Raw genomic sequence first — 14,032 nt, forward strand, 5'->3', positions numbered from 1 at the left:
CCGGTCTTTACAGAAAATAAAAAATGCCCAATCAGTGAAAGCTGATTGGGCGTTTTTTGTAAAGGGAGTTAGTTATGAAGTTTTATATATTTGTAGTTATTGCAATGAGTGTTGTGGTCGGATTGTTCTTCGAGACAAAACCAATGTCCGATCTTGGTGACTTTTTATTGTTCAAGGAGATTTATAAGCATAATTCAGATGCTCATATGATGTTATCGATGCTCTGGGGGGCTATAGCATCCTGGCTGATTTTAATTCCTTATTGTCTCGGTGTGAATCGGAGAATCCTTAAGGGAGTAGTGTACAAAAAAAGAGAGATAGCAGCTCAATTTGTGTCTTTGGTCTGTGCAGTGATTATGCAAGTGGTTCTATGGAATATTGTGGATTCCGAAGAGTTTAGGCCGTCAAAGGAAAATAATACAGGTCGCAGTTATATGGTTTTTAGCAAGGTGGCTTTTGCTTTCTTTGTGGTAGTTCCTGTTGCTTCCTTTTCATACTTCTTTGCATCTTTTATTTCAAATGTTTTTAACTTATACAGAGAAAATTTGGATGGAGAATCAGGCTCAAACCAAAAGTAGTTGCGGGTTCTAATTGACCTCAAAGGCCTGTCGAACTCTCCCGCGCAATGAAAACCCAACTCAATTCCCTCATAATGCTTCTCTAACACCAGACGCTACCAATCAAAGGTACAACACCGCCATGGGACTGTTTCCAGAAGAAAACCTGAACTCACACTTTTTCTCACGCCACGATGCCAATGAGTTATTAGGCAGTGCCTCGTTGCATGGTTTCTATCTTGATGAGCAAGACTGGCCCAGTGTTGAGCATTACTTCCAGGCGATGCAGTTTGATAACCCTGCCTTCCAGGAAAAAATCCGCAACGCTAAAACTGCGGAAGATGCGATTAAAATGACCAAGTGGCGTTTCTGGCAACGCCGCAAAGACTGGAAACAACGCCGCCAGGTGTTAATGACCCGCGCCATGTACACCAAGTGTAAGGCTCACCCGGAAGTCGCTGCCGCTTTGCTCAACAGCGGCGATCAAACCCTGGTGGAAAACAACAGTTACGATTACTTCTGGGGCTGTGGCCGTGACCGCCGTGGGGAAAACCAGTTCGGAAAGATCCTGATGAATATCCGTGAGAAGTTACGTCAGGAATCAGACGAAGAATAAAATCAGCTGAACGCCAGTATGTAAGGATTGCGTCAATACTTAGTCAGTTGGTATTATCCCGCCCCCAATAAAACCGACCATTTAAGGTAGTACATTATGAAAGGGATATTAGTTGGTATCTCACTGTGCGCTTTCGCACTTCCAGCTGTTTCAGACGCTCGATTAGCCGGTGGTTTATATCTGGAGAGTGTAACGATTGAAGATGAGCCTGCAACGGCTTCCCGCATCGGCACCAGTTTGATTTCTCTGGGCTTGTCTGGTGAAGCGGCCTGGCCCTTGGATGACGCCTCTCAAATCGCACTCGGTGGTGGTTTTGGACTGACCGGCGGGGACGACAATGAAGAAAATGAAGTCCGTGTTGTGAATGCCACTACCGGACGGGTTGAAACCAAAAAAGAAAGCGTTTCCGGTTTATCGCTCTTTGCCGATGTAAACTACCGTTATGCTGTTCACGAGTCTGTTCGTGCCGTTGCTGGTGCGGGTGTCGTGAAGTATTCACTGGAACGTACTGTTTCTAATTGCTCAGACTGCCCAAGCGAAGATATTGAACTGGGCGCCGCTACTTACCTTAAGTTTGGTGCGATCTTCGGTAAAAATAAGGGCGCTGAAGTTCAGCTCCGTTACTTCCTGGCGGACGATTTTGCTTCTGCAATCCACGCAACCTGGCGTTGGTAAGTAATTACTGAGCTGGAGAAAAACGGGTGCATACAGGCACCCGTTTTTTGTTTGTCAGTTATACAGGGTTTTTGCCGCTTGCTGGTGTTGAGCCATCAGCGCTTCTATATCACCGTCTAACCACTCTTTATTCTTCACTTTCCACTGGCCATTAATCATTACTGCATCGGCTTGTGAGGCGCCACACAAAACCAGCGCGGCTAGCGGATCGTGAGCGCCACTGAATCTTGGCTCATCCAATTTAAATAAGGCGAAATCTGCCTGTTTGCCAACTGCCAGTTCGCCGATGTTTGGCCGGCGTAGCACTGAGGCTGAACCTTTAGTTGCCAGTGTAAGAGCATCAAAATGGGTAAATTCATCAGCTTCATAACGCAGTCTCTGAATTAATAAAGCCTGACGTATTTCCTGCATTAAATTGCTGTGATCATTGGATGCGCTACCATCAACGCCTAAGCCGATCGGAGCGCCAGCTTGAACTAATTCTCGCACATGGCAAATACCAGACGCTAAAACCATATTAGAAGACGGACAATGACAAATCCCGGTGCCTGCTTTGCCCAGTCGCTGAATTTCTTCATCGTTAAAATGAATCCCATGGGCCAGCCAGGTGCGATTATTCAGCCAGCCGACGGACTCAAGATAATCCAATGGACGTAAGCCGAACATTTTCAGACAAAAATCATTTTCATCTTCGGTTTCGGCTAAATGGGTATGCAAACCAACGTTGTATTTTTCAGCCAATACCGCGCTGGCTTTCATAATGTCTTGTGTTACCGAAAACGGTGAGCAGGGCGCCAGAGCAATTTCGACCAGAGATTTTTCATCTTGCTGGTGCCAGTGCTTAATCAGGCGCTCACTGTCATCAAGAATTTGTTGTTCGGTTTGAACCACGGTTTCCGGCGGTAATCCTCCATCCTTCTGACTTAATGTCATTGAACCGCGGGTAAACGTGGCACGCATACCTAATTTCAGGGCGACTTTTGCTTGCTGATCAATGGCGTGCTCCATTCCGTGTGGAAACAGATAGTGATGATCGGCTGCCGTAGTGCAGCCGGATAACATCAGCTCTACCATGGCTAATTCTGTTGCCGTTGCGTGTGCTTCCGGTGTGAGCTTGGCCCAGATCGGGTACAGAGTTTGAAGCCAGGGAAATAACTTTTTATTTAACGCAGGTGGACAGGCACGAGTCAGAGTTTGGTAAAAATGATGATGGGTATTAATTAAACCGGGCAGTAATACATGTTGTCTGGCATCAAATATCTGATGAATGTCAGATGTCGGTTGCTGGCCTTCGGCGACCAGCTCAATAATCCGATCACCACAAATGACAACGCCGTTTGCGGCATCATTGTTATTGGCGGTAAAACAGGACAGTGGCTGTTTTATCCACAGGTTTTGTTTTGTAACGCTTGATTCAGATGCGCTCGTCGACATATCAATTCCTCACAATAAAGGTTAAGGAATGACGAGGCTGGTTCTATAGGTTGGACAGCACTTACGTCACTCCCGTATCAGGGAATTCAGAAGCATCCCAAAGGTTGGGTATCAATAAGCTTCTGAAGCGGGCAGTGACTTGCGTGTTAATCTGCTGTGGAAATGCTAACAAGACTTTGGGAAATAAAAAAGCCGCAATTGGTTAACCATTGCGGCTTTTATTTTAGCGTTTGCTAGAGCGAAACAGCGGGTTCTAATGGATGATCAAACCAGGCTATTTACAGCTTCAACCACAGCATCGGTAGTAATGCCAAACTCTTTAAACAGTTCACCCGCTGGTGCCGATTCACCGAACGTTTCCATGCCGATGATCTTGCCTTGCAGGCCAACAAACTTGTACCAGAAGTCTTTGTGCAGTGCTTCAACGGCTACACGAGCGGTGACAGCGGCTGGCAGTACCGATTCGATATAAGCAGCGTCTTGTTTGCAGAACACTTCCGCAGAAGGCATAGAAACAACGCGTACGTTTTTGCCAGCTAATTGCTCAGCCGCTTCCATCGCCAGCTTCACTTCTGAACCGGTAGCGATGATGATGGCATCCGGCGTACCTTCACAATCACGCAGGATATAACCCCCTTTAGCGATGTTATTTACCTGCTCAGCAGTACGCTGCTGGTGCTGCAGACCCTGGCGAGAGAAGATCAGCGCACTTGGGCCGTCGGCACGTTCAACGGCTGCCTTCCAGCACGTTGCCGATTCTACCGTGTCACATGGACGCCAGGTTTCCAGACTTGGGGTGTTACGCAGGTTGGCTACTTGCTCAACCGGCTGGTGAGTTGGGCCGTCTTCACCCAGGCCGATAGAATCGTGGGTGTAAACAAAGATGGCACGTTGCTTCATCAGCGCCGCCATACGTACGGCGTTGCGGGCGTACTCCATGAACATCAGGAAGGTTGCACCGTAAGGGACAAAACCTTTGTGCAGCGCGATACCGTTCATCATGGCGCTCATGCCGAACTCACGTACGCCGTAGAACAGGTAGTTACCGGAAGCGTCGGTTTCGCTCACGCCTTGTGCGTCTTTCCACAGTGTCAGGTTGGAGCCAGCCAGGTCAGCAGAGCCGCCGAGGAATTCCGGCAGTAGCGGACCAAATGCATTCAGGGTGTTCTGAGAGGCCTTGCGAGAAGCGACTTCTTCACCTTTTGCCTGACATTCTTCTATGTAAGCTTGGGCTTTTTCAGAGAAATCGGCTGGAAGGTCACCGGCCATACGACGTTTATATTCTGCTGCTAGCTCTGGGTAAGCAGCCTCGTATGCTGCGAACTTGTCATTCCAGCTTTGCTCAGCCGCAGCGCCTTTCGCTTTTGCGCTCCAGCCTTCATAAACATTGTCAGGAATTTCGAAGGCGCCGTGGTTCCAGCCCAAGCGTTCACGGGTCAGTGCAATTTCATCATCGCCCAGCGGTGCGCCGTGACAGTCTTCTTTGCCTTCTTTATTTGGCGAACCAAAACCAATGATGGTTTTGCAGCAGATCAGGCTTGGTTGCTCGGTGTTTGCGCGAGCGGTTTCGATTGCTTGTTTGATTTCTTCCGGATCGTGACCGTTAACACGTGGGATCACCTGCCAACCGTACGATTCAAAACGCTTAACCGTGTCGTCAGTGAACCAACCTTCGACTTCACCGTCGATGGAGATGCCGTTGTCGTCGTAGAACGCAACCAGTTTGCCTAAGCCCAGAGTACCCGCTAAAGAACACGCTTCGTGTGAGATACCTTCCATCATGCAGCCATCACCGAGGAATACGTAGGTGTGGTGGTCAACGATGTTGTGGCCGTCGCGGTTGAACTGAGCCGCCAGAACTTTTTCAGCGGTTGCCATACCAACACCGTTAGCGATGCCCTGACCCAGAGGGCCTGTGGTGGTTTCGATACCAGGGGCGTAACCGTATTCAGGGTGGCCCGGCGTTTTTGAGTGCAGCTGACGGAAATTTTTGATGTCGTCGATGCTTAAGCCGTAACCGGCCAGGTGCAGCAGCGAGTAGATCAGCATTGACCCATGACCGTTAGAGAGAATAAAGCGGTCGCGATCTGCCCAATCGGGATTCTCCGGGTTGTGCTTTAGGTAGTCGTTCCATAACACTTCGGCGATGTCGGCCATCCCCATTGGGGCGCCTGGGTGGCCAGATTTAGCTTTCTGAACGGCGTCCATGCTCAATGCACGGATGGCATTGGCCAGTTCGGAACGAGAGGTCATGTACGGCTCCTGAATAATACGATAAAGAATGCGTTTTAGTCTGGCTGAACGTTAAATTTCAGCCCGTAATCCGGTCAAAAAACGATCAGTCTTTTGTTGCGGATCGAGAAAGGCGCCATTGTCGCTCAGATTGGCATTTGCAGCAAACAGCTTTTAGCTTATTGGCACAGGTTCTGTCGATACCACTTGCTGGTTGCCGACAGGTGGTCAGAAGGTGACTTGGTGAATGACCGTTGTTGTTACCAAGACGGTCGAAGATGACGCGAGTGTAGGCAGTCGGTCAGATATTACATTTGTTGAGTTGACTGCTCGGTCGACTTTCTTTTAGCTAAAGCGTGATGATCATTTTTAACCGGATAATGTCCATGAATATTCTATCTAAAACTCTATCTTTTATACTGTTATTGGCTCTTAACGGTGTTAGTCAGGCCAAAGAGAAGCTGTATTTCTTCACCGAGCAGTATCCGCCTTACAATATGTCCGACGATGGCAGCGCATTTGCTCACAAGGCGGAAGATATCAGTGGCCTGTGTACCGATATTGTCAAAGCTGTGCTTAAAGAGGTGCCTTATCAATCGCGTATCAAATTACGTAACTGGCGCTACGGTTTGGATCGGACAACGCGTAAACCCAACACCGGGTTATTCTGCGCTGTGCGCAGCGAAGATCGGGAGGCGTTGTTCGATTGGGTCGGCCCCATCACGGACTTACGTTGGACTTTATTCGCCAAGCCCGGTTCTGATATCACGTTAAATACCCTCGAAGATGCTCGTGCATACACTATTGGCGGCTACAAAGGGGATGTAATGAGCAATTATCTGATCAGTAAGGGCTTTAAGGTTGTGCTGGCAGACTCTTCGCAGATGGTTCCACGAAAGCTGGAATTAAATCAGGTGGACCTGTGGGTGACCGATCAGCTAACCGGACCTTATACCGCAGCGAATGTGACCGAGATGGAATCGTTAAAAGAGGTGCTGACTTTCCGTAGCACGCCTATGTACATTGCAATGAACAAAGAGACCCCAGAGAAAGTTATCAATAGCTTGCAACAAGCTTTGGATGCACTGCGCCAGCAAGGTGAACTGCAGAGTATTGAGGCTGCTTACGGTCGTTAACGTTGGTGGGTATCAGCTCAGCACTGGCTGAGCTTGGGCGTTAGCGGTTTAGTTCATACATCGTCATATTAACGGCCGTGGCCAGGTTCAGCGACTCAATGGCACCATTGCCGGTGATGGTGAACGGTACGGTATCGAATCCGGCCAATGCGTCCCTCGGTACCCCACGTGCTTCATTGCCAAACAGATAGCACTCAAACTCCCCGAAAGACGGTTCATTTAGTGGTGATCCCTGCATGTCCAGGGTTGCAATTCGTGGGTAGCGTTGTTGCAGTTGTTGCAGCGTCACTTCCTGATCAATCTCAACATGGAAGATGGCTCCCATGCTGGAACGCACCACTTTGGGGTTAAACGGATCAACACTGCCCGGACTCAGAATACAGCGATAGCCACCGAACCAGCCTAACGTGCGCAAGATCGTCCCGAGGTTTCCCGGGTCTTGTATTTCATATAAATAGATCGACTTGTTGCGGGTTGGTTCGTTGTTGCCGTGATCAGTTCGGGGCAGTGGGACAATCGCAATAATGCCCTGAGGTGATTTGGTATCTGAAATAGCAGCCATTTTTTTGCTGCTGATCAATGTTTTCTTAAAGCGTGTTGGCCAATCCTGATAAGTCTCTGTGACCAGAATTTCACAACGCTCAATGGATGTTTTCTCCAACTCCAGAATCAGATGCTCACCTTCCACCAGATAATGACCGAACTGAGTACGATACTTTTTCTGATGCAGTTTTTTAATGTCGTCGAGTTTCATGGTAGCCATTGTCTGGTTGAGAATGCGATATTGTACCTTGGCTGGGCGCCCGGCCAAAATCCATGAGAGATATGGAGCTGGCCGAGCATGCTTGCTCTATCCTGCGCAGAGAGAGGGCGCAGGACGAATAAAGGGTCTCCCTCCTAATTTTCTGCTGGCTGCTGCGCGTTATTCATACGGTTGTGCGGATCGCGTTTATATTTTCCCATTGCCAGTAGAACGGGAATCAGGATCAGTGTAATTGGGGTGGCAAATAACTCTCCAAACACTAATGAAACCGCAGCAGGTTTTAAATACTGTGCTTGTTCCGATGTTTCCATTAATAACGGTAACAATCCACAAACGGTTGTAACGGTGGTCAGAAAAATAGCCCGCAAGCGGCTTCGGCCAGCATCAATGAGAGCGTCTTTCACCGACATTCCCTGTTCATGGTAATTTCGATTGAAGCGTGTCATTAACACCAGAGAATCATTAATCACAACGCCGGTCATCGCCATCATACCAAACAGCGACAGGATGCTTACCGGTAGCCCCATCAGTCCATGACCATAAATGGCACCGGCGTAGCCAAAAGGAATAATCGACATAATAATAAAGGGCTGATAGTAAGATTTCAGCGGCACGGCGAGCAAAATGTAAATAAGTAACAAAGTGAGGAGCATGGCTTTTTTGAATCCGCCTTTTACGTCGCTGATTTCCTCAAATTCGCCAGCCGCTTTGATTTTTACGCCAGGGTATTGCTTCTCAAGCTGTGGAATGCTCTCTTTTTTCAACCTATCTAACACCTCTTCCGGTGCTGCGATATTGCGGTTTTGACGCCAATAAACACTGACAACACCCTCTCGGTCACGGCGATACAGAACCTGAGCTTCGCGCGTGAACTCAATGTCGGCAATTTCCGCCAGCGATACATATTTATTATCATCAACCCGCACCGGTGTCGCATGCAGTTGCTCTTGTGTACGACGCAGATTATCCGGGAAGCGCAATTGAATACGGGTTTCCTCCCCCTGGTATAGCAATCGCTGCACTTCCAGGTTACCGAACGCACCGCCAACGATGAGCGCCAGATCAGCCTGCGTTAAACCCAGTTGCCGGCCTTGTTGATTGATGCTCAGACGCAGCTGACGCTGTCCACCCTGGCTGTCGTCATAGACATCATTAACGCCGGGCAGTTGCTGCAATAATGGTTTTAATTGCTGTGCAACGCGGCGCGACAGTTCTCTGTCGCGGGAGGTGATGGATAATGCGGTACCACCGGCAGGCTCATCCGCTGCGGTAAATTGACTTGAGTATGCACCCTCGATGATGCCGGTATTCATCTGCCAGCGTTTTAGCAGTTCATTTGCGGGTATGGCTGATAACGCTTCTGTGGTCAGTTCAGCTACGACTTCAACCGATTTCGCGGCGTCGGTAAACACAAACGCCCGCTCAATTGCTGAAGCCGATAAATCATAATCCTGCTGCAGTGACTCGTCGGTAACTTTTAACGCCTGCTCTAACTGAACACTGCCTTTCACTGCCAGAGGTACCGGAGCATCCAGATTCATGGTTACCTTTACCTGGGCAAAGCGACCGGGGATTTCCGGAAAAAATGCGGCTTTAATGGTACCGTGACCCCATAAGCCATAGGCCAATACCATAAAGCTGACAAACAATAGCAACACCGCTGCTTTGTTATGTAGCGAGAAGCGCAATGCGGGTAAGTAATATCGTTCACCAAAATGGTCGAGCGCCGCGAGGCATGCCACCCTTACGCGATTAATTATGCGGCTGAACCTGTTGTCTTTACCCGCTTTGGAGTGAGCCAGGTGTGCCGGCAAAATAAATTTGCTTTCAATCAATGAGAAAATCAGCGCGAGAATGACAATGGCTGAAAATCCAGCCAATACCTGAGCCAGTTCATTTTTAATCCAAAGCATGGGTGAAAAAGCGGCGATGGTTGTCAGTACACCAAAAACAGTGGCAGTGGCAACGGCTTCAACGCCGGTTCGGGCAGCGTCACGCGGATTAGCAATTTCTCCTCTTGCGGTATGAATGCTTTCACCGACAACCACAGCATCATCAACCAAGACGCCTAAAACCAGAATCATACCGAATAAGGTAATATCATTGATGGTGTAGTTTAACGGCCCCATTAACCACAACGCACCAGCCAGAGACACCGGAATACCAACGGCAACCCAAAAAGCCAGTTTGATGTTCAGGAACAGTCCCAGTAATAGCAGAACAATTAACAGCCCTTGCCAGGCATTGTTACCTAAACGATTGAGCTGATCTTTAATATACGGTGCCATATCAGCCATGGCGTCGAGTTCTACGTTTGCCGGTAATGCTGGCTTAACATCTTTCAATACCTGCTGAATTGCTTCACTGACGTGTAGCAGATTATCCTTACGGCTGGTTGATACCAGAATCGCTGCTGCAGATTTTCCCTGATAACGAACAACGGAATCTCCCTGATTAAAATCGCGTTTAATGTCGGCAATATCTTTTAAATAAATGGTACCTTCCTGAGTGTTAATTACCGGTAAGTTACGTAATTTTAGTAGGGTATCCGCGGTCATATCGCTACGCAGCACCAGAGTCCCTTGTGCTGTCTTTAATTCACCACTTCGATATTCCAGTGACCATTGCTTAATGCGCTGATTCAAACCACTGATATCAAGATTGTATCGACGTAATTTTTCCGGGTCCGGCTCAATGGTTAATAATTGGCGGGAATCGGCCAGATTTGTGACCTGAGAAATGTCCGGGTGCGCTTTTAACGCTTGAACCGTGCGAATGACAGATTGTTTTAGAGTCTTGTTATCGACATCACCATAAACCACCACATAAGCCGCGAGGTTGGTGAATTCGTCCCGCACCACTTGTGGTTGTTCGGCTGCGAGGGGAAATCCCTGAATAACGTTCACTTTATTGCGGATATCATCGAGCAGGCGACTTAAATCAGTATCTGTGGTTTTTTTAACGGTAACGCGCGATAAGCCTGGCTGAGAAACAGAAGTGATTTTTTCAATACCGGGAATTGAGCTGATCGCATCCTCGACACGTTGAGTGATACTCTCGTCTACCTGAGCTGCGGTACCACCGGGATACACCACATAAATGTTAATTCGGCTGGGAGGAATCTGAGGGAAACTTTCCACTCGAATCGTTGCTATCGACAGAATACCGCCGGCGAGAATCATCACCATCAACAAATTGGCAGCAACCGGATTATCGATAAACCAATTGGTTAACCATTTCATTGGGCTGTCCCTGCTGTTGCTGATTGTGGTTTAACCTGCTGACCATTAATCATTGAACCCAGAGGGTAGAGCACAATCTGTCGTGGCAAACTCGATTGCTGTTTAAAACGTACAACAACCTGCTCCACGCTTTGCGCTAACAGCTCAACTTCTTCCAGTTGTAACAGGTTTTGTGCATTGATACTCCAGACGTTACCGTCTTCTGTCAGAACGGACGCGGGTGCGATAAATGCCTGTTGTTGTTCATTGCCATTAAAAGTCAGATCAACTTGAGTGTCTGGCAATAATGGCAGTTGCTGTTGTTGGGGTTGATACGGTGAATCGACTTTAACAATCAGACTGCGCTGGCGCGTACTTTTTTCTCGTACCGGACTGATGTAGCGCACATTCCCCTGCCATTTTTTGCCATTATTGGTCGTAACCAATACGGCATCGCCTTTGCTGAGTTGCGGCAGCTGCGCCCAATCGCTTTCCGGCATTTCAACTTTGATATCGATAGATTCACTGGCAGCAATGACAAACGTTTCGCTGTTGCTGGGTAACCACTGCCCTGGTGTCACCAGACGCTGCAGAATAATGGCTGAAAAAGGTGCGTGGATTGCTGTGTCTTGCAACCGTTGTTGTGCGTTATTTAACTCACTGGTTGCTGCTTTAACATCCGCTTGTGCTGATTCAACCTGTGGTTCATAACGAGCATAAGGGGTTCGGAGTTTGCCGCCTGATCGTTTAGCGACGGTTTGTTCGTGTAGTGTTTTTTCCAGATTAAGTTGCGCATTCGCCAGACGGCTGCGCGCACTGTCAAGTTGCGCCTGATACTGACTGTCTTGAATCTTTAACAATAACTGGCCATCACTGACCAATACACCCGGTTCAAGGAGCGCAGACAGTTCACTGATACGCCCGTCTACTGCAGCAACCAATCGGGTTGGCCAGCGTGCCTGAGTAATTCCACTGGCGTCTATCTGAACCTGATAATTCTGCGGTTGCAGTGATACGACAGAAACCGGTAGCAAAACGTTTTCTTCGTCGATTGGGGTTTCAGGCTCCGGTGCCATAAACACCAGCCAGGCCAGCACCGTAATAAAAATCAGAATCGACGAGTATAGCCATTTTCGGTTGGCTGATGCTGCAGGCATAGTCATGACGTTCCTGTTGTTAGATTTATGAATGTAAGTGTCGGTTGGTCAGTGTAGTTATTCAGCCTGAACCTCAACTGAAGGCGTTGAGTCGCTGACTAATCTCTTTCAGGCGCGATAACGTTTGCATCGCCAGCGGTAACGCGATCGCTGCCTCAGCATATTCCCATGAGTAGCTGATAATGGAAAATAACTTGCCGGGAGTGGCATCTGCCATTGACGCACATAACCATAAATTGAAAATAATAAAACCACCAATCATGGTAAAAATCAGACCATACAGGATTGCATCGCTGTCGGATAAATGAATTTCATGCCGACGCAGTGCCTGCAGATGAGAAATCAGCCGCATCGAAGATACACCGTTCAGAATATTCACCTGACGCTCCATCTGGCTGTTCAGTGCACGGTTAAGGCGATAAAACAAAGCGTGGAAGCCGGCGTATAAAATAACCATTGCTAGTAACAGTACTCCTGCTGCTAATGCCAGACGATAGTCGAAAAGGGCAAGAATGATCAGAGAGACCGCTAACTGAATAACCGCCGTGAATAATTCAGGGACATTGTTTTCAAGAAAATCAACCAGCTCACGCGCCATATCCAAACGTGCACTACGAACCGACACGCTCTCTTTATGATGACGTTGATCGACCTCAATGCCGAGCCGAACGCGAATCGAACCATACGCTCGGGTGTCGTAAATTCTGCGACCGACGGAAATAAGAATCAGAGCGAAAAATACCACGGCCAGATTCAGCAAATCGTCGTGTTTCTGCTGCAGTAATCCATCGATTGCAAAGCCAATTAAGAGTGGAATTAACGCCAGTAAGGCATTTTCGATCACGACTAATAGCCAGGTAATCCCTATCTGATGTGGGAAATGACGTAATAACAGTGATAACCCGATGGGTCCGGATAGCCCCCGCGATGACATAAAGAACTGCTCCTGTAATAAATATCAGCCGTTGTCAGAATAAAGCAATTCGATGACGCGGACGTGTCTTTTATCGAGGGATTTATGACCAGCGGATGCAACAGTCTTTCTTGTGTTATGACGGTGTGGTGTGTGATGTATTAACGTATCGATAGATTACGAGTGCAGTTGGTATTGTAGATTACGAGCGAAGTTGGTGTTGTTGCAAAGCCCAGTCGATATGTTGCTGAACCAGCTCGGAAGCGCACGGTCTTGCCTTTTCCAGGGCGTCGACTACTTCGAGGCTGGCAGGGGCGTTGCCGAGTGCTACGGCGATATTGCGTTGCCAGTTTTCATATCCAGTGCGGCGAATTGGCATGCCTTCGGTACGTTTCAGGAACGTGGTCTCATCCCAGGCAAATAGTTCCAGCAGCGTTGCTTTGTCGAGTTGATGACGAGGAGAAAAGTCCGGTTCTTCGGTGGTCTTGCTGAAGCGATTCCAGGGGCAACCGATCTGGCAGTCGTCACAGCCAAAAATACGGTTGCCAATGCCTTTGCGCAATTCCAGCGGAATCGGTCCGTCGAGTTCAATGGTCAGGTAGGAAATGCATTTGCGTGCATCCAATACGTGCGGCCCAACAAATGCCTGAGTCGGGCAAATGTCCAAACACGATGTGCAGCGTCCACAGTGTTCTTTCTGGTAGCTATCGTCGGTTGGTAGTGGCAGGTCGGTCAGAATTTCACCGAGGAAAAAATACGAGCCAGCCTGACGATTTATCAACATGGTATTCTTACCAATCCACCCCAGTCCGGCTTTATTGGCCAGCGCACGTTCCAGCAGTGGCGCGCTGTCAACAAAAGCGCGATAGCTCATACCTTGCTGTTGATTCACAGCTTCGATGGCTTGCTGAATTTTTTTACCCAGTTGCGTCAGGCGCTTGCGAATCAGTTTGTGATAATCGCGACCGAGGGCATAGCGTGAGATGTAGGCATGATGTTTATTCTGCAGTTGGCTGGTAAGTTCGATGCCCGGAGCCAGGTAATCCATCCGCAGGCTGATGACACGTATGCTGCCCGGTTGCAGTTCATCGGGTCGTGAACGCATATTGCCATGATCGGCCATATACGCCATTTCACCGTGGTAGCCCTGCTTTAACCACTGCTGCAGACGGTGTTCGTGTTCACCCAGATTGATATCAGTAATCCCAAGCTGCTGGAAGCCCAGTTCCTGAGCCCATTGTTCGATCTGCTCACGCAGGTCTGAAGCAACAGTAAAATGGGGTAAATCTGAGGTCATGTGCAGGACTTGAAAGGTACTTGTCGATATA

Annotated in this window: 11 protein-coding genes; 4 read left to right on the plus strand and 7 right to left on the minus strand. The window is 48.4% G+C overall.

What is annotated here, in order from left to right; translation table 11 throughout:
• The first annotated feature begins 74 nt into the window (after nt 1-74).
• The 3 genes from MK185_11510 (at nt 75) to MK185_11520 (ending at nt 1,848) form a co-directional block, all read left to right on the plus strand.
• A complete protein-coding gene (locus tag MK185_11510) occupies nt 75-578 on the plus strand; it encodes a hypothetical protein (GenBank protein MCH2041252.1) in 504 nt (167 codons plus the stop codon).
• Nucleotides 579-699: 121 nt separating this feature from the next.
• A complete protein-coding gene (locus MK185_11515) occupies nt 700-1,173 on the plus strand; it encodes an NADAR family protein (protein ID MCH2041253.1) in 474 nt (157 codons plus the stop codon).
• A gap of 96 nt (nt 1,174-1,269) precedes the next feature.
• The gene (locus MK185_11520; GenBank protein ID MCH2041254.1) at nt 1,270-1,848 is read left to right on the plus strand and encodes a hypothetical protein; all 579 of its coding nucleotides are present in this window, start codon (nt 1,270-1,272) and stop codon (nt 1,846-1,848) included.
• A 54-nt stretch (nt 1,849-1,902) separates the two neighbouring features.
• Here the strand turns inward: MK185_11520 and MK185_11525 are convergent, their stop codons facing one another.
• Nucleotides 1,903-3,282 (minus strand): 8-oxoguanine deaminase, encoded by a 1,380-nt coding sequence (locus MK185_11525; GenBank protein MCH2041255.1) that lies wholly within the window; start codon nt 3,280-3,282, stop codon nt 1,903-1,905.
• A 264-nt stretch (nt 3,283-3,546) separates the two neighbouring features.
• A complete protein-coding gene (tkt, locus tag MK185_11530; GenBank protein ID MCH2041256.1) occupies nt 3,547-5,535 on the minus strand; it encodes a transketolase in 1,989 nt (662 codons plus the stop codon).
• A gap of 365 nt (nt 5,536-5,900) precedes the next feature.
• Between tkt and MK185_11535 the strand changes: the two genes are divergently transcribed.
• Nucleotides 5,901-6,650 carry a transporter substrate-binding domain-containing protein gene (locus MK185_11535; GenBank protein ID MCH2041257.1) on the plus strand — a complete coding sequence of 250 codons (750 nt, stop codon included), beginning with the start codon at nt 5,901-5,903 and terminating at the stop codon, nt 6,648-6,650.
• A 40-nt stretch (nt 6,651-6,690) separates the two neighbouring features.
• Here MK185_11535 and MK185_11540 read toward each other — a convergent pair whose 3' ends face one another.
• The 5 genes from MK185_11540 to queG all read right to left on the minus strand — a co-directional run bounded on the left by MK185_11540 (nt 6,691) and on the right by queG (nt 14,001).
• Nucleotides 6,691-7,413, minus strand: a complete 723-nt coding sequence (locus MK185_11540) for an RNA methyltransferase (protein MCH2041258.1) — start codon at nt 7,411-7,413, stop codon at nt 6,691-6,693.
• Between the two features lie 134 nt (nt 7,414-7,547).
• On the minus strand, nt 7,548-10,655 hold the full coding sequence (locus MK185_11545) for an efflux RND transporter permease subunit (protein ID MCH2041259.1): 3,108 nt from the start codon (nt 10,653-10,655) through the stop codon (nt 7,548-7,550).
• The gene (locus MK185_11550) at nt 10,652-11,797 is read right to left on the minus strand and encodes an efflux RND transporter periplasmic adaptor subunit (GenBank protein ID MCH2041260.1); all 1,146 of its coding nucleotides are present in this window, start codon (nt 11,795-11,797) and stop codon (nt 10,652-10,654) included. Before MK185_11550 ends, MK185_11545 begins: the two co-directional genes overlap by 4 nt.
• A 67-nt stretch (nt 11,798-11,864) precedes the next feature.
• The gene (locus MK185_11555; protein MCH2041261.1) at nt 11,865-12,725 is read right to left on the minus strand and encodes an ABC transporter six-transmembrane domain-containing protein; all 861 of its coding nucleotides are present in this window, start codon (nt 12,723-12,725) and stop codon (nt 11,865-11,867) included.
• A gap of 181 nt (nt 12,726-12,906) precedes the next feature.
• A complete protein-coding gene (gene queG, locus MK185_11560; GenBank protein ID MCH2041262.1) occupies nt 12,907-14,001 on the minus strand; it encodes a tRNA epoxyqueuosine(34) reductase QueG in 1,095 nt (364 codons plus the stop codon).
• Between the last annotated feature and the right edge of the window lie 31 nt (nt 14,002-14,032).

Source organism: Saccharospirillaceae bacterium (assembly GCA_022448365.1).
Classification (GTDB): domain Bacteria; phylum Pseudomonadota; class Gammaproteobacteria; order Pseudomonadales; family Oceanobacteraceae; genus Bacterioplanoides.